Raw genomic sequence first — 21,770 nt, forward strand, 5'->3', positions numbered from 1 at the left:
GCACGAGAAGTCGTCAGGCGTGCGCGGTCAGGCGAGCTCCCACAGGGCCGCGCGGACGCGGAGCAGCATGTCGCAGTCGACCGGTTCCTGAGTGCCGGGGTCGGACGGCCCGGTCCTCGGCGTCCTCCGTCGCCGCTGGGGGAGCGGCGCGGTGGTCGCCGAGTCGGGGCGCTGGATCAGGTCGGCCGCGGTGAGTTCCCGCACGGCCGTGAGGCAGCCGTAGGTCGTGCGGCCGAGGTCGTGGGCGATGGCGGTGACGCTGCGCCGGGCATCGGTGGCCGCGAGCACCTCGGCCTGGGCGTCGGTGAGCACCGGGTGCCGACGCCGCACGTGGCGGACCGGCACCACGGGCGTGCGGTCGACCAGATCCACCGGCCACGGGCCCGCGGCCGGATCGCCGCGGCGCGCGCATTCGTCGACGAGTGCGCGCGGGGCGACGCGGCAGACCGGGGTGAGCCAGTGCCGGGGCGCGGGCCGGAATTCCGGCTCCGCCGGGGCGGCCAGCAGGAAATAGGCGGCGTCGAAGATCGACAGCAGCGCAAGCGTTTCCAGCCGAGGCCGATGCAGCAATCGGCCGGAATCCCCGGCGCGAATCCGCCGCCATTCGTCGACGGTGGCCGCACCCGATTCGACGACGAGCCGATCCAGCCCGGTCGTGCGGTGGCATTCGGCGGCGGCGATGGTTCCGTCCGCGAGGTGAAATGCGCCGTCTCCGACGGACAATATGCCGGTGCTGCGCGCATTTTCCAATCGATACAGTTCGTCGATGAGTTCAGGCGACATGGCCGTCCTCGGACAATTCGGCGGGAATCCCCGTGCGGGTTCGTGTAACGAGACGGTACACACCGCGGGCCGGGGATGTCCGGACATTGCCCCGAAAATGTCTGTGAGACAGTCATTTCCGCTGGCAATGCCCCGAGAATACCTTGCGGTATAGAACCTTTCGGAATTCAACACCGGCCGGTATCGAATACCTTCATTCGATCGGCGATCGGTCGGCGACCAATGCGCGCGCCGGGCCGAACCAGCGCGCCAGAACCTCGGGGAGGTCGCCGGGCTCGGAATCGTCCGTGGCCCAGGCGATGTAGCCGTCGGGACGGATCAGCAGGGCGGCCGCCGGTGCGTCGGCCGCGGTGGCGGCGACGGTGTCGACGCGGTCGGACCAGTCGGCGGCGTGCGGGGCGAGCGCGCCGGTGAGGTCGAGCAGCAGCGGTCGTCCGGAATGCAACAGTTCGGCGATTCGCCGTGGGCCCGTGCCGGTTTCGACCGTCGCCTCCGGGAAGAAGCGCCCGGCGAGCGGGTGGTCGCTGCCGACGTCGTAGCGAATATCGGTCCCCGACATGGTGCGGGCGATGTGCTCGACGGTGGACGGTATGGTCAGCAACTCCCCGAACAGCTGCCGCAGCGCGGTCACCTCGGGGCCGGAGGCCATGAGCGCGCTCTGCGAGAGGGAGCTCATCATCACCCGCTCGCCGATCGGGCGCCGTTCGGACTCGTAGGTGTCGAGCAGACCCTCCGGCGCCCAGCCCCGGATCTGCGCGGCGAGCTTCCAGCCGAGGTTGAGCGCGTCCTGCAGGCCGAGATTCAGGCCCGGGCCGCCGATGGCCGAGTGCACGTGTGCCGCATCGCCCAGCAACAGCACGCGACCGTCGCGGTACCGTTCGGCCAGCCGGGTGTTCTGGCCGCTGATCCGACGCAGCGCGGGCACGCCCGCCCAGGTCGGCGGCTGTATCGGCAGGTCGGCGCCGAGCACTCTCGACACGCTCTCGCGGAGTTCGTCGAACGTCATCGCAATGCTGTCGTCGACCGGTTCGGCGTCGAATTCCATGACGGCGACCAGGGGTCGGCCCGGCTGCAGTTCGGCGAAGATGAACATGCCGCGCTCGAGGCGATTGTGACCCCAGTGCAGGTCTTCGACGCCGGGGATCCGGAGATCGCCCGTGGGCGTGCGGAATTCGTCGGGAACCATCGCGTGCCCCATGCGCGAGACCTGGTTGGGATTGGTGTGCCCGGGGAAGTCGATCCCGGACCGCTTGCGCACCAGGCTCTTTCCGCCGTCCGCGGCCACCAGGTATCGGGCGGTGAACCGCCGCTCGCCGGACGGGGTCGTGACGGATGCGGTGACGGTGTCGGCATCCTGGGTGAAGTCGGTGAGGGTATGCCCCCAGCGGATGTCGACACCCAGTTCCCGGGCCCGCTCGACCAGCAGCCGGATCAGGTCGGGCTGCGGGATCATCCAGGCATGCATCGGATTGTCGTGCAGCAGGCCGAGATTCAGAGGCATGCCGCTGAAGAGGAAGCCGTCCATCGGCCGCGGCGGCGAATCCGGGTACAGGCCGCGCATATCCATGGCCCGCACCACCTGGCCGATCATGCCGTTGGCCTTCTGCTCGACCGACGGTTCGGGCAGCCGCTCCAGCACGATCGGCGTGATGCCCGCGAGCGCCAGCTCGCAGGCGAGCATGAGCCCGTTCGGCCCACCACCGGAAATAACGACATCGCACCGTGTTTCGGACATGACGAGTAAACCCCCTGACGGAGTGGTTATTCAGATATTCGGATCGAAGGGACGAGGAACTACGGCGGGTCATACCCCGCCGGACGGGTCCGGGAGTCCGGCGGCGACGGCCGCGAACGCCTCCCGGAGCAGATCGGTGACGATCACCGGCGGATCGGCGTGGATGTAGACCTCCAGGGCGCTCTGATGGACGGCGAGGGTTATCCCGGCCACCAGGCGGGGGTACGGATGCCGCTGCGGGTCCAGGCCCGTGCGCTCGGCGATCGCGGCGACGAACTCGTCGAGGGCGCCGCGTGTCATCGAGGCCTGCACCTCCGGCGACCGGACGAACTTGCGGATCTCGTGCATCTGCGCCGCGGTGGGCGCCCCCCACCCGACGCGGTCGGCCTCGAGGGTCTCCAACACCGCCGTGGTGACCGCGGTCCAGGTCGGCTCGTCGGCCGGGCGGGCGCGGAATGCCGCGATGGTGCGGTGCATCCGCTCGATCTGGCGGTAGGCCAGGGCGTCGAACTTACCGTTGAAGTAGTTGTTGAAGGTGCGCACCGAGACCCCGGCCCGTGCCGCGATGTCCTCGCGCACAACGTTTTCCAGGCCGAGCTCGAAGACCAGATCCAGCGCGGCGTCGCTGAGCGCCTTGCGGGTGTCGAGCTTCTTGCGCTCCCGGAGACCGGGGGTCTGTTCGGTGGGCATACACCAAGCATGACAGAAAGATGCCCACCGAGCAAGATTTCCTTACGAGAAAACTTGCCCGATGGGCATCTGTATGGCTCGACCGACCCCGTTGGCGATCGCGCCGGTCGCTCAGCCCTGAGCGGCCGTCTGCACGAGATCGGTGACGACGCCGAGGAACTCGGCGACCACCGCCCGCGCGGTCTGGGTGTCGGGATAGCGGGTGCGCAGCGCGAGCCCGTCGTCGGTGCGGGCGAACCACAGCTGCACGTCGTCCAGCGGTGCGGTGCGGCTGATGTGGGTCGCGTTGCGCGGCAACGAGAGTCCGAGCTCGCTGCGGGAGCCGCCCGGCAGCTGCCGGTAGTCGGCGTAGGACACGCTGAACAGCCCGTGCCGCTCCCGGCGCAGCTCGCCGTCCAGGGCGGCGAGCACCCGGGTCGCCGGGACCTGCGCCAGCCGCTGCCCGGACCGGATCGCCTGTGCCGCACCGGGAATGGTGGCGGCCAGATCGGGACCGACCTGGATGCGCGCCGGTGCGTTGGACACCAGCCAGCCGAAGGTGTTGTGGTGCCGCGGTTCTCGCCTGGTGTGTACGGGGAACACCAGGTCGGTGTGGTCGCTGCCGTCCAGCTTCGCGGTGGCCTGCGCGACCGCCGCGAGCAGCACGGCGAACAGGGAGTGACCGCCCGCCCGGGTGGCCCGGTGCAGGCCCGCGGTCGTCCCCGGCCCGAGCACCGTGCGCACGTCGCTGCCCGGCGGCGCCAGCTCGCCCGATCGCACGCCCAGATCCATGGGGAAGTGCGGCAGATCGTTCCCGGCCGCGCTCAGGAACTCCCGCCACTCGCGCAGCAGCGGATCGGTGGTCATCGCCGGGACCGCCGCCTCGCGGGTGGAGTAGGCCAGGAAACTGCTTGCCTCGGGCAGTCTTTCGAGCGCCGTCACCGCGCCCGCCGGACCGTCCTCGTGTGCCGCGCGATACAGCTCGTCGAGTTCGGTGACGGCCACCGTGATCGACCACGCGTCACACACCGCGTGATCGAATCCGCAGATGACCGTGGAGGTTTCGGATCTGCTGACCGCGCCGAGGAAGTACGGCGGGAAGGTGAACGGCGCGCAGGCCGCATCCAGCCGGGCGCCGAGCAGGTCGCGCAGTTCGCCGGGGGTGGCGGCGTACACCGGCCTGCGGCGCTCGAGCCGAATATCGCTGTCGGACACCAGATTGACGGTCGGCCCGGCGCCGAAGCAGCAGTGCAGGGCGTCGTGGCGGGGGAGCCAGGCGGCGAAGGCGGCCTGCAGGGCGGCCTCGTCGATCGGCCCGGCGACGTCGAAGGTGGCGGCCAGCCAGGTGGTCGGCCCCGTGCCGGACAGGTGGATGATCTGATTCGACGTGGGCGGCGTCGGATCGGGCGTCGGTCCGGGCCGGGCGGACACCGACCACTCCACCAGCGTGCCGGGTTCGGGCGCCAGCTGGTCGAGGAACAGCAAACGCATCAGGTCGCCTCCGAACCCACCGGGACCGTGCCGTATTCACCGGCGGTGGCGATGCTGCGGCACACGGTGCGCAGCCGGTCCAGATACTCGTTGACCGAGGCGTGCGCGATCGCGGTGTCCGGGAACATGACCGCGACGTGCACGCGGTCGTGCTCGCGGTTGAACCACAGCGGCGAGGGCTGGCCGATCCGCGAGGACGAGCTCAGGCCCCGGATGCCGTTCAGACCCGGCAGCGACTGTTCCAGCATCGCGCCCGAGATCGGCCGCATGTCCATGTAGGAGACCCACGGCCAGTCCCGCACCTGCGGGAACTCCCGTCCGCCGGTCAGTTCCGTGGCGCGGCGCAGCGCGGCCAGCAGCGGGATGCCGCTGAGCGGCTTGATGTCGTTGAGTGCGCCGCGGGCCCGCCCCACCAGCTCGGTGAACCGCGCCGCCTCACCCACCTCGAAGGCGACCGGCACCAGATTGATGAACCAGCCCTGGGTGAACTGGAACCGCGGATCGAGGCGGGTGCCGACCACGTTGAGCCCGAGATACCGGGTGCGCCCGGCCAATTCGAGCTCGGTCAGCGCGATGGCGGCGTAGAGGCCGGAGGCGAACGAGTCGCCGTTGGCCGCGCACACCTCGGTGAACGCGTTGACCTCGTCGCCGGTGAGCAGGTCGTACCGGGTGCCGGTGCTGTCGCCGAATTCGCCCGGCGCCAGGCCCAACTCCCACGGCGTGGGCCGGATGTTGTCGACATTGTCGGCGAGGATTTGCGCCAGCCGCTCGAGCTCCGGGGGTTGCGCGGCGACGGTGTCGCGCTCCTGGCGCGCGTACTCGGCGTAACCGGTCACGGGCGGCAGCTCGGGTTCGCGATCGGCGGCGAAAGCGGTGTAGAGCTGGTGCACCTCGAAGATCGACGCGACCAGCGAGGTGCCGTCGGTGAAGGCGTGGTCGAAGCTGACGTAGACGGTGAAGCCGTCCATGCCGTGGTCGATCGCGCCCAGGGTGAAGGCGGGCCAGCCGGTCGGGTCCGGGGTCTGGAATCGCACGCCGAGCCGGTCGCGCAGCTCCTCGCTGGAGTCGAAGCTGCCCAGCGAGACCGTCGCCAGCTCGACCGCCTCCGGGTCGAGAACGTGCCCGACCAGCGGCGTTTCCGGCGATTCGGCGATATCGAACCAGCAGCGCAGGCTGTCGTGCCGGCGCAGATATTCGGTGTAGGCCTGGCGCAGCGCCACCCGGTCGAGCGGGACCGCCATGCTGAAGCACATCGACAGCTCGTTGCGGACGTTGTCGGCCAGCTCCTCCGGCGCGGACGCCAGGCGGCGGCCGTGCCAGTACCGGATGTGGAACTCCTGGATGAACGAGGCGGGCACGGTCGCGACGGAGGTCGGTGCCACGGCGGCGACAGTGCGTGCGACGGGCACGAATTCGAGCAGTTCACCCGGCTTGGGCAGCCACTCGCTGAGGTGGGTCATCTCCATGTGGGTGCTCCTTGTCCGATCCGGAGGTGGGCGTCGCCGTGGCGGGCGTACGCGCCGAGCAGTTCGCGCACCCGCAGCACGTGCCGGTGGACGTCGCGGGTGGCGCGGGCGGTGCCGGGGTAGCGCATGTTGAGCGTCACCCCGGCCTGGGTGCGCAGGAACCAGAAGAAGTACTCGTCGGTCGACGAGCACCGGCTGCGCAGCCAGCGGGTATCGGACTCGATCCAGCGATCCGCGCCGACGATCGAGCGGATGTCCATGTAGGACACCATGAACGAGATGCGCGGCTGCACCTCGAGCAGCTCGCACACTCGCGCGAAGGGCACCGAGGCGGCCGGGCCCACCCGGCGCAGCTCGGTCCCGGCCGGGCCGACCAGGTCGGCCAGACCGCGGGCGTCGCAGTCGATCCAGTACGGCGCGAGGCCGACGTACCAGCCGAGGCTGTCGGCCCAGCGCCGCTCGCGGCGGGTGTGCATCGGCACCACCGTGCGGAAGTCCGGCGCGCCGGTCGGTTCGGTCTGGGCCGCAGCGAAGGCCGCCAGCAGGGCCGCGACCAGACCCTGACCCTGTTCCCGGGCCGCGGCGGACGCGCGGTCGGTGGCCGCCGCGTCGAGCACCTCGACGGCCAGATTGCGTTGCAGCACCGGCCGATCCGCGGGCGCGCCGCGGTCGACCAGTTCGACGGGCTGGGCGGCGACCCCGGCCAGGCTGCCCGGGGCGGGATCGTAATCGCTGCTCCCGGCCAGGAATTCGCGCCAGATCCCGACCGCGGGATCCTCGGCGGTGACGGCGTCGGCCAGCGCGCGCTCGTCCCGGCAGAAGTCGACGTAGCTGGCGGTCTCCGACAGCTCGGCCGGGGCGCCGGTGCGGGCGGCCTCGTAGAGGGCGCGCAGCTCACCGCCGATGGTGGTGGTCGAATAGCCGTCCATCACCGAGTGATCCGCGGCGACGACGGCGGTGAAGGAGTTGGTGCGGGCGATGGTCACGCACAGGTGCGAGGGCCAGTCCAGGGGGGAGGTGCGTTCGTCGAGCAGCCGCTGCACCAGGCGGTAGCTGGCCATGACAGAGGTCGGTCGGCCGGCGTCGACCGGCCGCACCTGCACCGCGCCCGGCGGCAGCGTGTAGCGGGCGGGCGTGCCGCCCTCGAAGGTGACGTGGCTGCGCAGCACCTCGTGCCGATCGACCCACGCCTCCAACGCCTTTCGCCACGCGGCCGGATCGAGCGGCCCGTCGATGCGGACGACGTGCCCCAGCCAGCTGGGCTGCGGATTGCGAATCCGGCTGTGCTCCAAGGCATTCCGGAGATGATATTCGTGATTGTAGGAGACCGATCGGGTATCGCGCGGCCAGTGGGCCCAGTGTGATTGTGCGGTCGGTAGCCATTCGATGACGTGGCCGGCGTGCAGGGGGTAGTCGGCCAGCTCGATGAATTCCATTGACAGCCCTCATCCGGAGTGTTCAGGTAATTCCAACCGGAAGAAGTATTTCCGGTGTGTCGGGGAAATTATCGGCGCGCGCCGGTGCGTGCTCTGATTGTCGGATTGTGCCGGTGACCTCGTCGTACGCCGGAATGGGCATGACTCTAAATCATGGGAGCGACGAATGTGACGGTGAGCTCTGTCACGGAGCGGTTTCGTCGCATAACAATCCGGTAGCAATCTTGTAGCTAATTTCGGACTGAAGTACTACTGCCAGTTGGAATGATGTGTCAACTATCGCTCGGTAGGCAGATTCTCCGCCGCCAGCCTCGATCTGGTACGACGGAATTCACTTCGACTTCTCCTGATTTTTACAAGCCTGCGGCACGCCGTCCGCGTGGCGTGGCGCACTATGCCGGACCAGCAGTGTTACCCGGCTTACGGTGCGAACGAGGCGGATTCGAGCCGCCGCGCGATGCGGGCCGCCGACAGCGTCATGGCGTCGGTCGGCCGGTGCGGATCCAGCCCGGTGAGCTCGTGCACGCGGGCGAGCCGGTAGGTCACGGTGTTGCGATGGATGTTGAGCAGCCGGGCGGTGGCGAGCTGGTTGAAGCCGGTGTCGACGAACACCTCCAGCGTCTCGGCCAGCAGCGGCTGGCTGTCCAGCGGCGCGAGCACGATCGCCAGGCCGGGCCGGGCGGGCCCGCTGGCCGCGACGGTGTATTCGAACTGCAGGTCGCGGCGGCGGCAGAGCAGTTCCGAACGGTCCAGGCAGCGGCCCAGTTCGGCGAGCACGCGCGCCTCGGCGTAGACGTCCGGGATGTCGGCGCGGCTGCGGGCGGGCCCGACGCCCACCCAGAACGGCGGCGGCAGTTCGGGATCGCGGCCGGGTAGGCGGCCGGACAGTCCGGCGGCGGTGGCGGTGCCGTCGTCGCCGGGCAGCAGCGGCACCAGCGCGGTCCAGCCGCCGCTGTCCAGCCGCAGGAACACCCCGGGAATGGCCTCGATGCAGTGCCGCAGCTCGCTGGTGTCGACGCCGTGGCGGCCGCGGGTGGCGGCCGCGGCCAGCCGGAACACCGCGATGAGGAATCCGTCGGGCACGGTGATGGCGGGTTCGTCGGCCCACTCCACCGGATCGCGGCCGGTGAGCAGGGCGTCGGCGATGCCGCGGCGGCGTTCCAGCAGTTCCCAGCGCGGATCGTGGGCGCGGCGCACATAGGCGGTGGCGATGCGTTCGACCAGCACCGTGACATACCGCAGCAGCGGCACCGCCATATCGGCGAGCAGTTCGCGGTCGGCGGCGGAACCGGCCGCGCGCATCCGGTCGAAGATGTATTCCGCGCCGGAGCGGTAGCGGCCGAGCACCACGTCCAGCGCCTCGCCGTCGCGCACCCGGTCCAGCGCCAGGTCGACCAGCTCGCGGGTGTCGTTCTCGCCGGGCAGCCGCCCGGTGCGCAGGAAGTCGAAGAACAGTTCGACGTTCAGCTTGGTCCCGCGCTCCAGGCCGGTGGCCACCAGCGACTGCGGAATGGAGCGGTAGGGGGGCATGGTGTCGAAGAATTCCCGCATGAGTACACCGGCGCGGCGGTAGAGGTTCTCCAGCGCCTGGTCCCGGGTCGGTGGTTCCACGGCTTCCTCCGTCCGGAGTTATGTGGCATACAGGGATTCGATGGTATCGGCATAGGCCGCGGCGATCGGTTTGCGCCGGAGTTTTCCGGTCGCGGTGAGACACTCGCCGCCGGGGGCCCAGACCTCCGGCAGCACGGCGAATTTCTTGATCTGCTCCACCCGCGACAATTTCGCGTTGGCGGCGGCGACGCCCTGCTCGATCGCGGCGCGCACCCGCGGCTCGGCGGCCAGGGCGGCAATGCTCGTGTCGGCCAGCGCGTTCCGCTCGGCGAAGGCCGCGGCCAGGTCGGGGTCCAGGCAGATGAGGGCGGTGTTGTAGGGCCGTCCGTCGCCGATCACCGCGACGATGCCCGCCAGCGGCGTGCTCTCGGTGACGGTGTTCTCGATATTGGTGGGGGACATGTTCTTTCCGGCCGCGTTGATGATGAGTTCCTTCTTGCGGTCCACGATGCGCAGATAGCCCTCGGCGTCGAGTTCGCCGATATCGCCGGTGTGCAGCCAGCCGTCGGCGTCGATGGCCTCGGCGGTCTTCTCGGGCTCGTTGCGGTAGCCGCGCATGACCATCCGGCCGCGGATCAGCACCTCGCCGTCGGGCGCGATGGAGATCTCCGCGCCGGGCAGCGGCGTGCCCACGGTGCCGAGCTTGATGCGCCGCGGCCGGGTCAGGGTGGCTCCCGCGGTGCATTCGGTCATGCCGTATCCCTCGCACAGCGGCAGCCCGAGGCCGAGGAAGAACTCGTGGGTGTCGCGGGGGATGGGCGCGGACCCGGTGACGGCGATGCGCGCGCGGTCCAGGCCGATGCGGGCGCGGATGGTGCGCAGCACCAGCCGATCGGCGACCCGGAAGCCGAGTTCGCCGAGCACGCCGGGCGAGCGGCCGTCGGAGACGGCGCGGGCGCGGGCCCGGCCGACGCCGATCGCCCAGCCGATCAGCCTGCGGCGCACCGGATTCGGCTCGGCGGCGAAGCGTTCCTCCAGGGCCGCCTTGACCTTCACCCAGATGCGCGGCACGCCCAGAAAGATCGTGGGGTGCACCTCGGCGAGGGCGTCGACGACCTGTGCGAGCTCGGGGACGGTGGTGATCTGCCCGCCCTCGACCAGGCACAGGTAGTGCGCCAGCCAGCGATTGGCCGCGTGCGCGTCGGGCAGGTAGGACACCACCCGGTCGTCGGGGCCGCCGCCACCGAATTCCTCTGCGATGCGGACGTTTTCGAGGAAATTGGTGTGGGTGAGCTCCACGCCCTTGGGCGGCCCGGTGGTGCCGGAGGTGTAGACGATGGTGAGCAGATCCTCCGGATCGACCGCGCGCCAGGCGGAATCGAAGTCGAAGCCGGGTGCGGGCCTGGCCTCGACATCGGCGAGGGCGACGGTGCCCTCGGGTGCGGCGTCCACGCAGATCACGTGTTCGATCCGGTGGCCCTGCGCGGCGGCCTCGCCGGCCGCGGCGAGAACCTGTGGCGCGAACCGGTTCTCGCAGATCACGACCGCGCACCCGGCATTGCCGAACTGGTAGGCCAGGGTGGCGACCGGGTTGGTGTTGTAGACCGAGAACGGGGTGGCGCCGGTGTGCAGCACGGCGGTGTCGCAGAGGTGGAATTCGGGGCGGTTGGTGAGCATGAGCGCGACCGTGTCGCCGCGCCCGACGCCGAGCGAGGCCAGGCCGGTGGCGATGGCGCGCACCCGGGATGCGTACTGGCGCCAGGTGATTCGCACGGTGTCATCGCGCGTGCGCAGGGCGACGGCGTCGGGGTGGCGGACGACATCGGCCTGGAACGCCTCGCACAGGGTGCGGGGCCGGGCCCGGTCCGCGGCAACGACGGAAGAACTCACGACCTACCTCTGGTTCATGCTCGGTCGAGGACACGGCGGTGCCCTCGATGTCCGGTTCCAGCAGACCGCATCCGCGGGGTGCGGCGGTACCGGCAATCGGGCAGAGCGCCGACCGGCGGTTTGTGCACTGTGCACCACGATTGCGGGGTCGGATGCGGCGTGAACAGTGACTATGCAGATCACGACGTGCTCCGATCTGGCGAACCGATGGAACTGGTCAGATACATTACCAGTATTTCGACCGCCGGAACAGGGGCGCGCGGGACGCGGGGCCGGGCGGGTGGTGAATGATCTTGGTACGGAACGCGATTCGCGTTCCGGAGCCCGACGCCACGCCGTATCGTTGACGGAAGGTGTGCGGGCCGCGAGTTCACGAGGAGTTACCGGTGATCACCCCTACCACGGATGGCGTCCAGGAATTCATCGCTACCGAGGAGGTGGAATACGTCGACATCCGATTCTGCGATGTTCCCGGTGTGCAGCAGCATTTCTCGATCCCGGCGAGCATGTTCGGGCCCGACCTGGTCGCCGACGGGATCGCCTTCGACGGGTCGTCGGTGCGCGGCTTCCAGCAGATCCACGAATCGGACATGCTGCTGCTGCCGGACCTGCGGACCTGTCGGACCGATCCGTTCCGGGCGGCGAAGACATTGAACGTCAACTGTTTCGTGCACGACCCGCACACCCGCGAGGCCTACAGCCGCGACCCGCGCAATGTGGCGCGCAAGGCGGAGGAATATCTGCGCAGCACCGGCCTGGCCGACACCGCGTTCTTCGGGCCCGAGGCGGAGTTCTACATCTTCGACGCGGTGCGGTACGACACCACCATGAACGGCGCCTTCTACGAGGTGGATTCGGCGTCGGCGGACTGGAATACCGGGGCCAAGTTCAACCCGGACGGCACCATCAACCGCGGCTACAAGATTCGCCCGAAGGGCGGGTATTTCCCGGTCGCGCCCTACGATCACGACGTCGATCTGCGCGATGCCATGTGCACGAATCTGCAGCGCTCGGGCATCGAATTGGAGAAGGGTCATCACGAGGTCGGCACCGCCGGGCAGGCCGAGATCAACTACCGGTTCAACACGCTGCTGGCCGCCGCCGACGACCTGCAGCTGTACAAGTACGTGGTCAAGAACACCGCCTGGCAGCAGGGCAAGACGGTGACCTTCATGCCGAAACCGCTGTTCGGCGACAACGGTTCGGGCATGCACGTGCATCAGTCGCTGTGGAAGGACGGCGCGCCGCTGTTCTACGACGAGGTCGGCTACGCCGGGCTGTCGGATCTGGCGCGGCACTACATCGGCGGGCTGCTGCATCACGCGCCCTCGCTGCTGGCGTTCACCAATCCGACCGTGAATTCCTACAAGCGGCTGGTACCCGGATTCGAGGCGCCGGTGAATCTGGTCTATTCCCAGCGCAATCGCTCCGCCGCCGTGCGCATTCCGGTGACCGGCGCCAACCCCAATGCCAAGCGCCTGGAATTCCGCTGCCCCGACGCCTCCGGCAATCCGTATCTGTCGTTCGCCGCCATGATGATGGCCGGGCTGGACGGCATCATGAACAAGATCGAGCCCGCCACCCCGATCGATAAGGACCTCTACGAACTCACCCCCGAGGAATCCGCGTCGGTCACCCAGACCCCCGCGAGCCTGTCGGCGGTCATCGACCGCCTCGAGGCCGACTACGACTACCTCACCCAGGGCGGCGTCTTCACCGACGACCTCATCGACACCTGGATCCGCCTCAAGCGCGACACCGAAATCGCCGAAATCAACGTCCGGCCACACCCGTACGAGTTCGACCTGTACTTCGACGTGTAGGGCGGAAAAGGGGTCGGTACGGGCCGCTGCGGAAGGTGACGGCCACAACACGGATGCGACTCTCGGCAAGTCTCGAGCTACGATGATCAGCGGGCGTCGCCGACGCCCAGCGTCGTAGATTGCTATCCGGCGCACCGGCGTCCAGCGGTGCGGCACGGGCTCTCCTTGCGGCGATCGATATTGCCCATCGGCAATCTCGCCACCCCGTGCCCCGGCGCGGACCGCACCCGGTCCGACGCGCGAAGCGGCACCCCAGCCCGAAAGACCCTGGCACCACTGTGAATTCATCGATGTCCTTTGCCGCGCTCGGCCTCCGCGAACCCCTGATCCGGGCGCTGGAGCGAGCCGGTATCACCGCACCGTTCCCGATCCAGGCCGATACCCTGCCCGACACCCTCGCCGGGCGCGACGTGCTCGGCCGGGGGAAGACCGGCAGCGGTAAGACCCTGGCCTTCTCGATCCCGATGGTCGCGCGGCTGTCCGGTGAACTCGCCGGAGGGCGGCGGCCGAATCGCCCGCTGGGGCTGATCCTGGCGCCGACCCGGGAGCTGGCGACCCAGATCGCGGCCGCGCTCGAACCGATGACCGCCGCGTATTCGATGCGGGTGACCACCGTTTTCGGCGGTGTGTCGCAGCATCGGCAGGTGCAGGCGCTGAAGGCGGGCGTCGATATCGTCGTCGCCTGCCCGGGGCGGCTGGAAGACCTCATGCGGCAGGGGCTGGTGAGCCTGGACGCCGTGCGGATCACCGTGATCGATGAGGCCGACCACATGGCCGACCTCGGCTTCCTACCCGGCGTCACGCGCATTCTGGCCGCGACACCGGCGGGCGGGCAGCGGCTGCTGTTCTCGGCCACGCTGGACAACGGGGTCGACAAGCTGGTCAAGCGCTTCCTGCCGAAGGCGGTGCTGCACTCCGTCGACGAGGCGCACTCGCCGGTCGCCGCGATGACCCACCACGTGTTCGAGACCGAAAGCGCCACCGCCAAGCGGGATCTCGTGTACAAGCTCGCCTCCGGCACGGGTCGGCGAATCCTGTTCCTGCGCACCAAACATCAGGCGCGCAAGCTGGCCAAGCAGTTGACCGCGGCCGGTATTCCGGCGGTCGACCTGCACGGCAACCTCTCCCAGGCCGCCCGCGACCGCAACCTGGCGGCCTTCGCCGCGGGTGACTCGAAGGTGTTGGTGGCCACCGACGTTGCCGCCCGCGGCGTGCACGTCGACGGCGTCGAACTGGTCGTCCACGTCGACCCGCCCGCCGAGCACAAGGCCTACCTGCACCGCTCGGGCCGCACCGCCCGCGCCGGTACCGCGGGCGACGTGGTCACGGTGGTGCTGCCCGACCAGCGCAAGGACCTGGCCGTCCTGATGCGCAAGGCCGCCATCACCGTTCGCCCCCAGCAGGTCACCGCCGACTCGCCCGCCGTCACCACCCTGGTGGGCCCGATCGCTGCGCTGGTGACCGCTCCGCCCGCCCCCACCGCGAAACCGGCCAGGTCGCGCCGCGCCCGCGGCAACCCCGAATCCGTTGCCGCGTACCACACCTCGGACGTCGGTAGCACCCGCGGCTCCGCCCGGCGCGCACCGGCAGGTACCGATACCCGCCGCGGATCCGATCGTTCTCGCGGTCGGGTCGGTGCTGCCCGTAGCGCGGAGGGCGTAGATACCCGTCGCGTGTCCGAGGGCGCCGGTGCTCGCCGTGGATCGGCGGACGCCCGTCTTCGCTATACGTCGGACGGTGCCGGTGTGCGTCGTGACGCCGAGGGAGCCGGTTCCCGTCGTGCGGCCAAGGGCGCCGAGGGGCGTCGGGCCGCCGAGGGCGCCGGTGCTCATCGGGTGTCCGGGGGTGGGGACGGTCGTCGTGGGCTCGAGGGCGGTGGACACCGTCGGGGTGGCTCGGCGGAGGCCGGGCGCGATCGGCGTGCGGGCGGCGGCAATGCCGGTGTGCCGCAGGGTCGTTCCGGTGGTGCGCGGGGTGCGCACGGTTCCGGTAATGCCGGTGCGGCCGGGCGCAAGCGCCGCGAGGGCGGGAGCGGGCATGCCGCGGCACCGGCCGGGAGCACCGGTGGGCTGGCGGAATTCTCGCGCCGCGGTGGCGGGTCGCGTCGTCGGCGTGGCTGATCCGGGCCGCGGGTTCGGCGCGCGTGGTCGGTAGGGTGCGGATATGACATCGGAGCCGATCGAGATCTGGCACAATCCACGCTGCTCGAAGAGCCGGGCCGCCAAGGCGGCGCTGGACGGGGCCGGGGTCGCCTACCGCGAGCGCCGGTACCTCGAGGAGCCGCCGAGCGTCGAGGAGTTGCGGGTGGCGCTGGACCGGCTCGGGCTCGAGCCGTGGGACATCACCCGGACGGGGGAGGACGAGGCCCGGGAGCTCGGCGTGGCGGGCTGGTCGCGGACGCCCGCGGATCGGGACCACTGGATCGAGGCCCTGGCCCGGCATCCCAGGCTCATTCAGCGGCCGCTGGTGTTCGCCGGTGCGCGCGCGGTGGTGGCGCGCGACGACGATTCGCTGCGGTCGCTGCTCTGACCGCGATCAGGGCTGCGGCGCAGCGGGATTCGGGCGCGAGAGCATTACCCGACGGGTAATCGACGCGCGGCGCGGGATCGAAGATGCTTGGTGCATGAGCGAATACGACACCATTGCCCAGCGTTACATCGACACCTGGAACGAGCAGGACCCCGAGCGGCGCAAGAAGCTGATCGAGGATCTGTACACCGCCGACGCCACCTACACCGACCCGCTGGCCGCCGTCTCGGGCCCCGCGGGCATCGACGAGTTCGTGGCCGGGGCCCAGCAGCAGTTCGCCGGGCTGAGCTTCTCGCTCGGGCCGGTGGACGGCCACCACGACCTCGCCCGATTCACCTGGTACCTCGGCACACCCGACGCCGAACCGGTGGTGGTCGGATTCGACGTCATCGCCGTGGCCGACGGGCGCATCGCCCGCGTATCCGGGTTCCTCGACAGGGTTCCCGCGTAATACGCACGGCCACAACGGGTTACCGCACCGCCGCCGTTTCCGAGGGGAACGGCGGCGCACCCGTGCCGACGATGCGCAGATGACCCCACGGGTCACGCTCCTGCAACCGCCCGGTGGCGGGTATGCCGCCGGGCAGCGTCAGCGACACCTGGCCGCGGCCGGGATCGGGCAGTTCGGCACCGTCGTCGGCGGCCACGCGGCCGTACCAGTGGTAGCGGCCGTCGATCGGGTCGGGATGCCCGCTCAGCGCCACCGTCACCGGCACCTCGAAGCCGGGGGCGTCCAGCACCGCCGGGCCCGAATACTCGTGCGCCGGTTCGCGATCCGCGGCCACGGTCAGATCGAAATGCCCGGGATCCAGCCGCCGCAGGGCACGCCAGTAGGACACGCTGGAACCCGGCCAGGCCGCCCGATTCACCCCGCGCTCGTCCAGATACCAGCTGCTGCAGCCACCCGAATTCCACACCGTCCGAGCCAATTTCGCCTGGATGCGCCGGTTGAACTCGTGCTGGGTGGCGCGCCGCACCTCCATGCGCGTGCCGGACGTGCGCCGCATCAGCTGCACGCACTGGCGGATGTAGCGAGCCTGCGCCTCGATCATGAACACGATGGACTGATGCCCGCCACCGGAATTCGGGCCCACCACCATGAACAGATTCGGGAATCCGTGCACCGCGACCCCGAGGAACGCCTCCATGCCGTCGCGCCAGGCCCGCTGTATCGTCAGGCCGTTCGCGCCGACGAGGTGCTGATCGGCGTACCGGTCGGAGATCTTGAACCCGGTCGCGTACACGATGGCGTCGAACTCGCGGGCCACGCCACCGGCGACGATGCCGGATTCGGTGATCCGATCGATGGAATCGGTGACCAGCTCCGCATTGTCGCGCCGCAACGCCGGATAGTAGTTGTTGGACACCAGGATTCGCTTGCACCCCAGCCGATAGTCCGGCGTGAGCAGTCGCCGCAGCTCCGGATCGGGCACCTGCCGCCGCAGATGCGCGCGGGCCACCCGCTCCATGCGGCCCATCCGCTTCGGGTCCAGGAATCCGGGGATCATCGACTCGTAGGCCCAGTACACACCCCAGCGCGAGAGTCGTTGCGCGCCGGGGACGGTGCGGAACAGGCCGCGCTCCGGGTCGGACAGCCGCCGGTCCGGCTTGGGTAGTATCCAGTGCGGCGTGCGCTGGAAAACCGTCACCCGCGCCGCCTGTTTCGCGATCTGCGGCACGAATTGCACCGCGCTGGCGCCGGTTCCGATCACCGCGATCCGCTTGCCCGCCACCTCGAAGTCGTGCTCCCACCGCGCCGAATGAAAACTGCGGCCGCGGAACGACTCCCGGCCCGGGAGGTCGGGAACCGACGGCTCGTGCAGCGGGCCGGGCGCCATGATCACCACGCGCGGGCGGAACTGCCGGCCGTCGGCGGTGCGGACCGTCCAGCGGTCGGCGTCGTCGTCGAAGTCCATCGCCGTCACCTCCGACCGCAGCCGCAGGTGGCGGCGCAGGTCGTAGCTGTCGACGGTGCGGCGCAGATAGTCCAGGATCTCCGGCTGCCGCGCGAACAGCCGCGACCAGCGGTGGTTCTGGGCGTAGGAGAACGAATACATCAGCGACATCACATCGCAGCCCGCGCCGGGGTAGGTGTTGTCCCGCCAGGTGCCGCCGACCTCGTCGGCCTTCTCCAGGATCACGAAATCGGTGATCCCGGCCCGGCGCAGCTCGATCGCGATGCCGATGCCGCCGAATCCGGCCCCGACGATCACGATCTCGGCATCGCTGATCATGCCCACAACCCGCGGCGCTGCCAGATCCACTTGCCGACCGGCCCGATCAGGCCCTGCTTGTCCAGGAACGCGCCGAGATTCGCGGCGCCGATGCCGAGGGCGCGCTTGGCATCGGGATTGTTCGCGGCGATGCGCCGGGCCGCGCGGCCGTCGAGCCCGGCGCGGTCGTACATGTGCCGGTTGGTCATGAGGTACACGAACAGCGGCGCGGCCACCGCGACACACAGCCTGGTGTACCGCAATTCGAGACCCGACATGGTGGGCACCCGGCGGGCCAGCGCGTCGCGGGCGAAGCCGATGTGGCGCGCCTCCTCGGTGACGTGGATGCGCATCGCGCGCGACACCAGCGGCTGCAGTTGCGGATCCTCCAGGAAGCGGCGCTGCAGGGCGTCGAAGATCTCCTCGCCGACCAGCGCCCCGACCCATGTCATGGAGCCGCGCAGGAACAGCTGTAGGGCCGAGATGACCAGGCGGGCAGGAGGTTTCGGCCAGTACGGGCGGGCCTCGATGCGGTCGATGAGCTTGCCGAACATCATCATGTGCCGGCATTCGTCGCCCATCTCGGTGAGCGTGTAGTGCGAGTGCAGCGTGGTCGGGTCGCCGTTCATCAGTTCGCGCAGCAGCAGGCGGTTGAGCAGGTTCTCGAACCAGATGCCGATCGACAGCACGTTCGCCAGTTCCTGGCGCGACAGCTCGCGGCGCTGCTCGGCGGTCAGCGATTCCCAGAGCTCGGTGCCGTAGAGGGAGATGACCTCCGGCGGGAGGAACAGCTTGTCCGGATCCAGGGGTGCGTCCCAGTCCAGGTCCACCACCGGGTCGTAGGACTTCTTGACCGATCCGGTCAGCAGGCGCTGTGCGAAGGACTCCCGCGGGAGCAGTGTGGCCTCGTTGCCCATGACGGCTCTCCAGTTCAGTTACCGATACGGTGTGTAACACTCAGATTAGTGAGACAGGGTGTATCAGTCAATGGCCCGCCGGGTATCGTTGCAGGGTGACCAAGACCAGCGAAAAGTCCGTGACCAGGCGGGCCGCGCAGACCGTGCAGGCGGCCGTGGACGGCCGCAGCACGCGCTGGGACGGCCACAAGGAGCGTCGCCGCGCCGAGGTGCTGGACGCGGCCGTCGCCGCGATCGAGGAGAACGGCGTGGACGTGTCGGTGCAGCAGATCGCCGACCGGCTGTCGCTGCCGCGCCCGGTGGTGTACCGGCATTTCGACGGTCGCACCGACCTGGACGAGCAGATTCGCCGCCGCATTCTGGAGTCGCTGCTGTCGGAGCTGATGCCGACGCTGCGGGCCGACGGCACCGTCAAGGACGCGGTGCGCGGGGCGGTGGGCACCTATGTGGGCTGGGTGGAGCGGCATCCGAATCTGCACCGCTTCCTGACCGGCGATGCGCGCGAAGGGGATTCGTCGCACGCGCTGGCCGGGGCGCGCAGCCGCATCGGCGGTCGCCTGGCGGAGATGTTCGCGGCCTCGCTGGCCCGATTCGGCATCGACCCGAATCGGGCCCGCCCCATGGCCTTCGGCATCCTCGGCTTCGTCGACGGCGTGGTCAACAGCTGGCGCGCCGACCCCGCCACCACCCTCACCTCCGACCAGATCGGCGGCATGGTCTCCGGCTCGGTCCTCGCCATCTTCGAAGGCAACGCCCGGAGTCTGGGTGTGCCCCTCGAACGCGACAGCCTGGTCTCCGACCTGCTGACCCAGTCGGAAGCCGTCCGCACCAACTGAATTCGCGTCGCCTGACGCGAATCCGTCTGCCCACCAGCGATTCCGGCGTGCTTTTGGCCGGAATCCTCCGTGAGATCCCGGCCAAAAGCACGCCGGGATCAGGATGGGGTACGCCGGGATCAGGATGGAGTGCGCCGGAATCAGGATGGAGTGTGCCTGGATCGGTGCAGTGCGTCGGGATCAGTGGAGTACGCCGGGGCCAGGGAGCTGGGGCCCAGGGGAGTGCGGCGGGATCAGGCGTGCGTGGGTTGCGGGGTGGCGTCCGTGCGGGTGCGGCGGAGGGCGGACAGGGCGGCGATGGTCAGGCCGAGGGCGGCGATTGTTGCTGCGGCCCAAGGGAGGACGGTGGGGGTGGTGTCGGTGGCGAGGATTGTGCCGCCGAGGGCGGAGCCCGCGGCGCTGCCGAGGTAGAGGGCGGAGTTGTTGGCGGCTACGGCGATTCCGCCTCGGGTGGGGCCGCCTACCTGGAGGAGGCGGTGCTGCTGGGGGACCTGCAGGGCCCAGCCGGAGGCACCCCAGATCAGCAGGGGCGCAATGACTCCCGCGGCGGCGAGGTGACCGAGGGGGACCAGGGTGGCGAGGGCGAGGGTCAGTGCGGCCATGGCCACGACGACCGCGGTGCGCAGGTGGCCGCCGTCGGCGCGGGATCGGCGGTCCAACAGGGGGCCGACCAGCAGGCTGCCGAGCACGCCGCCCGCGCCCCAGACCCACAGGTAGCCGGTGATCGCCGTGGGGGAGGCTCCGGCCGCGGTGTGCAGGACGGGGGCGAGGTAGGTGTACAGGCCCAGGCTGGCGACGGCCGCCAGGAAGGAGACCGCGACGATGCCCGCGACGCGGCGATCGATGAGCACGGCGAAGCGGTCGCGGGCCGCGACGGCGGGCCCGGCCGGGATATCGGGCAGCGCGACCGCGAGCAGGATCAGCACCAGCGCGCCCAGCCCGGTGATCAGCCACAGCGTGGCGCGCCAGCCCGCGGTGTCGGCGAGCAGGATGCCCAGCGGCACGCCGAGCACGGTTCCGGCGCTCATGCCGCCCATCACCGTCCCGAGCGCACGGCCGCGCCGGGCCTCCGGCACCAGCGCGGCGGCGGCCGTACTCGCCTGCGCCGAATACAGGCCCGCCCCGGCCCCGGCGATCACCCGGGCGACGATGAGCAGCGTCAGCGATCCGGCCACCGCGGTGAGCGCGTTGGCGAGCGTGAACACGGTGAGCGCGGCCGCCACCACCGTGCGCAGCCGGGCGCGCGCCAGCAGCCCGGCGCACAGCGGCGCGGCGAGGGCGTAGGCGAGGGTGAACGCGGTCACCATCTGGCCCACCACCGCCTCGGTCGTGTGCAGGTCCCCCGCGATCACGGGCAGCAGACCCGCCATGACATAGGCGTCGAGGCCCAGCGCGAAGGCCCCGGCGGCGAGTACGAGTACGCGGCGCATGTCGTCGAATTCCTTTCCTCCAGATGTGCCAGCGCACGTTAGGAATTCGAGCCCCGGGAAGAGAAATGCGAGACGCGCTTGTTTCATGTCCCCGGAACATGAATGGAGGCGTGATCGTGATCGATGTGGAGCTGCGGCAGCTGCGGGCCTTCGCCGCGGTGGTGGCGGCGGGCGGATTCACCGCGGCGGCGGACGAGTTGCGGACCGATCAGCCGCGGGTGACACGCGCGGTGCAGGGCCTGGAGGCGGCGGTCGGCGCGCGGCTGCTGGAACGCACCACGCGCCGCGTCCGGCTCACCGACGCGGGCCACCGGTTGTACGCCGAACTGGAGGTGCTGCTGCCGCGACTGGAGGCCGCGCTGGCGGCCCCGGCGCGCGCGGAGACCGTCCGGTTCGGATTCGCCTGGCACCTGCCCGCGCGCTGGCCGGAGGTGGTGCGCGCCTTCGACGGCGCCGCCGGGGACACCGGCGGCATCCGCGTCGTCCGCCGCGACGACCCGCTCGCCGCCCTGACCGCCGGGCTCTGCGATCTGGCGCTGATCCACACCGACCCCGGCCCGGACTACCGCACGGTGGCACTGCCGCCGGAGCCGCGGGTGGCCGCCGTGCCGGTGCCCGGCCCCTGGCAGTATCGCCGCGTCCTGGACTGGTCGGAGCTGGCCGGGCGGCGCCTGGTCGTCAACACCCTCGCCGACCGCCTCGGCGACGCCGACTGGCCCGGCGGCGCCCGGGGCCCCGCCCTGTGCACCGCCGACAATCTCGAGGAATGGCTGGAATCGGTGGCCGCCGATCACGGCGTCGGCATCGCCCCGGATTCCGTTCGCCGCCACACCAATCCGAGCGTCCGCTACGTCCGCCTGAAGAACGCCCCCGAGGTCCCCATGCTGCTGGCCCGCCCCCTGCGCAACCCGCATCCCGCCGCGGACCGCCTGGCCGGTGTGGTGCAGCGGGTGCTCGCCGCGTCGCACTGAGCCGCCGGGCGGGGTGCCATCGAGATCATG

General features: G+C 70.2%; 17 protein-coding genes. 6 read left to right on the plus strand and 11 right to left on the minus strand.

Going from position 1 to position 21,770, the window contains the following annotated elements:
- Positions 1–27: 27 nt before the first annotated feature.
- The 8 genes from HPY32_RS34300 to HPY32_RS34335 all read right to left on the minus strand — a co-directional run bounded on the left by HPY32_RS34300 (position 28) and on the right by HPY32_RS34335 (position 11,021).
- Entirely contained in the window at positions 28–783 is a 756-nt protein-coding gene (locus HPY32_RS34300) for a hypothetical protein (RefSeq protein WP_067589587.1), read from the minus strand.
- A gap of 193 nt (positions 784–976) precedes the next feature.
- On the minus strand, positions 977–2,518 hold the full coding sequence (locus HPY32_RS34305; protein WP_067589584.1) for an FAD-dependent monooxygenase: 1,542 nt from the start codon (positions 2,516–2,518) through the stop codon (positions 977–979).
- A 69-nt stretch (positions 2,519–2,587) separates the two neighbouring features.
- Complete coding sequence (locus HPY32_RS34310) at positions 2,588–3,208, minus strand: TetR/AcrR family transcriptional regulator (protein ID WP_067589581.1); 621 nt, start codon at positions 3,206–3,208, stop codon at positions 2,588–2,590.
- Positions 3,209–3,319: 111 nt separating this feature from the next.
- Positions 3,320–4,678: a condensation domain-containing protein gene (locus HPY32_RS34315; protein ID WP_067589578.1), complete on the minus strand. Its 1,359-nt coding sequence runs from the start codon at positions 4,676–4,678 to the stop codon at positions 3,320–3,322.
- The gene (locus HPY32_RS34320) at positions 4,678–6,144 is read right to left on the minus strand and encodes a condensation domain-containing protein (RefSeq protein ID WP_082871506.1); all 1,467 of its coding nucleotides are present in this window, start codon (positions 6,142–6,144) and stop codon (positions 4,678–4,680) included. Before HPY32_RS34320 ends, HPY32_RS34315 begins: the two co-directional genes overlap by 1 nt.
- Positions 6,135–7,580 carry a condensation domain-containing protein gene (locus HPY32_RS34325; protein ID WP_082871505.1) on the minus strand — a complete coding sequence of 482 codons (1,446 nt, stop codon included), beginning with the start codon at positions 7,578–7,580 and terminating at the stop codon, positions 6,135–6,137. Before HPY32_RS34325 ends, HPY32_RS34320 begins: the two co-directional genes overlap by 10 nt.
- A 420-nt stretch (positions 7,581–8,000) precedes the next feature.
- Complete coding sequence (locus HPY32_RS34330; RefSeq protein ID WP_067589572.1) at positions 8,001–9,191, minus strand: PucR family transcriptional regulator; 1,191 nt, start codon at positions 9,189–9,191, stop codon at positions 8,001–8,003.
- Between the two features lie 18 nt (positions 9,192–9,209).
- Positions 9,210–11,021 carry an AMP-dependent synthetase/ligase gene (locus tag HPY32_RS34335; protein ID WP_067589569.1) on the minus strand — a complete coding sequence of 604 codons (1,812 nt, stop codon included), beginning with the start codon at positions 11,019–11,021 and terminating at the stop codon, positions 9,210–9,212.
- Between the two features lie 386 nt (positions 11,022–11,407).
- Between HPY32_RS34335 and glnA the strand changes: the two genes are divergently transcribed.
- From glnA to HPY32_RS34355, 4 genes are all read left to right on the plus strand, one after another.
- On the plus strand, positions 11,408–12,844 hold the full coding sequence (gene glnA, locus HPY32_RS34340; RefSeq protein ID WP_067589566.1) for a type I glutamate--ammonia ligase: 1,437 nt from the start codon (positions 11,408–11,410) through the stop codon (positions 12,842–12,844).
- A 290-nt stretch (positions 12,845–13,134) separates the two neighbouring features.
- Positions 13,135–14,964 (plus strand): DEAD/DEAH box helicase, encoded by a 1,830-nt coding sequence (locus HPY32_RS45140; protein ID WP_082871504.1) that lies wholly within the window; start codon positions 13,135–13,137, stop codon positions 14,962–14,964.
- A 43-nt stretch (positions 14,965–15,007) separates the two neighbouring features.
- Positions 15,008–15,373 carry an arsenate reductase family protein gene (locus HPY32_RS34350; protein WP_067589563.1) on the plus strand — a complete coding sequence of 122 codons (366 nt, stop codon included), beginning with the start codon at positions 15,008–15,010 and terminating at the stop codon, positions 15,371–15,373.
- A 94-nt stretch (positions 15,374–15,467) separates the two neighbouring features.
- A complete protein-coding gene (locus tag HPY32_RS34355) occupies positions 15,468–15,824 on the plus strand; it encodes a nuclear transport factor 2 family protein (RefSeq protein WP_067589560.1) in 357 nt (118 codons plus the stop codon).
- 19 nt (positions 15,825–15,843) lie between these two features.
- Here HPY32_RS34355 and HPY32_RS34360 read toward each other — a convergent pair whose 3' ends face one another.
- Positions 15,844–17,607 (minus strand): DUF4873 domain-containing protein, encoded by a 1,764-nt coding sequence (locus HPY32_RS34360; RefSeq protein ID WP_067595941.1) that lies wholly within the window; start codon positions 17,605–17,607, stop codon positions 15,844–15,846.
- Positions 17,604–18,503 carry an AurF N-oxygenase family protein gene (locus HPY32_RS34365; protein WP_067589557.1) on the minus strand — a complete coding sequence of 300 codons (900 nt, stop codon included), beginning with the start codon at positions 18,501–18,503 and terminating at the stop codon, positions 17,604–17,606. The genes HPY32_RS34360 and HPY32_RS34365 overlap by 4 nt, the downstream gene beginning before the upstream one ends.
- A gap of 95 nt (positions 18,504–18,598) precedes the next feature.
- On the opposite strand from HPY32_RS34365, the gene HPY32_RS34370 reads away from it, so the two are divergent.
- Entirely contained in the window at positions 18,599–19,339 is a 741-nt protein-coding gene (locus HPY32_RS34370) for a TetR/AcrR family transcriptional regulator (RefSeq protein WP_231951686.1), read from the plus strand.
- 233 nt (positions 19,340–19,572) lie between these two features.
- On the opposite strand, the gene HPY32_RS34375 is transcribed toward HPY32_RS34370, so the two are convergent.
- Complete coding sequence (locus HPY32_RS34375; protein WP_067589554.1) at positions 19,573–20,769, minus strand: MFS transporter; 1,197 nt, start codon at positions 20,767–20,769, stop codon at positions 19,573–19,575.
- Positions 20,770–20,885: 116 nt separating this feature from the next.
- Between HPY32_RS34375 and HPY32_RS34380 the strand changes: the two genes are divergently transcribed.
- The gene (locus HPY32_RS34380; protein WP_197696535.1) at positions 20,886–21,740 is read left to right on the plus strand and encodes a LysR family transcriptional regulator; all 855 of its coding nucleotides are present in this window, start codon (positions 20,886–20,888) and stop codon (positions 21,738–21,740) included.
- Positions 21,741–21,770: the final 30 nt, after the last annotated feature.

Source organism: Nocardia terpenica, from assembly GCF_013186535.1.
Taxonomy (GTDB): domain Bacteria; phylum Actinomycetota; class Actinomycetes; order Mycobacteriales; family Mycobacteriaceae; genus Nocardia; species Nocardia terpenica.

Coding starts and splice junctions, on each gene's coding strand:
- HPY32_RS34300 (WP_067589587.1), bottom strand. CDS start 783: ATGTCGCCTGAACTCATCGACGAACTGTATCGATTGGAAAATGCGCGC.
- HPY32_RS34305 (WP_067589584.1), bottom strand. CDS start 2,518: ATGTCCGAAACACGGTGCGATGTCGTTATTTCCGGTGGTGGGCCGAAC.
- HPY32_RS34310 (WP_067589581.1), bottom strand. CDS start 3,208: ATGCCCACCGAACAGACCCCCGGTCTCCGGGAGCGCAAGAAGCTCGAC.
- HPY32_RS34315 (WP_067589578.1), bottom strand. CDS start 4,678: ATGCGTTTGCTGTTCCTCGACCAGCTGGCGCCCGAACCCGGCACGCTG.
- HPY32_RS34320 (WP_082871506.1), bottom strand. CDS start 6,144: ATGGAGATGACCCACCTCAGCGAGTGGCTGCCCAAGCCGGGTGAACTG.
- HPY32_RS34325 (WP_082871505.1), bottom strand. CDS start 7,580: ATGGAATTCATCGAGCTGGCCGACTACCCCCTGCACGCCGGCCACGTC.
- HPY32_RS45140 (WP_082871504.1), top strand. CDS start 13,135: ATGTCCTTTGCCGCGCTCGGCCTCCGCGAACCCCTGATCCGGGCGCTG.
- HPY32_RS34350 (WP_067589563.1), top strand. CDS start 15,008: ATGACATCGGAGCCGATCGAGATCTGGCACAATCCACGCTGCTCGAAG.
- HPY32_RS34355 (WP_067589560.1), top strand. CDS start 15,468: ATGAGCGAATACGACACCATTGCCCAGCGTTACATCGACACCTGGAAC.
- HPY32_RS34360 (WP_067595941.1), bottom strand. CDS start 17,607: ATGATCAGCGATGCCGAGATCGTGATCGTCGGGGCCGGATTCGGCGGC.
- HPY32_RS34365 (WP_067589557.1), bottom strand. CDS start 18,503: ATGGGCAACGAGGCCACACTGCTCCCGCGGGAGTCCTTCGCACAGCGC.
- HPY32_RS34375 (WP_067589554.1), bottom strand. CDS start 20,769: ATGCGCCGCGTACTCGTACTCGCCGCCGGGGCCTTCGCGCTGGGCCTC.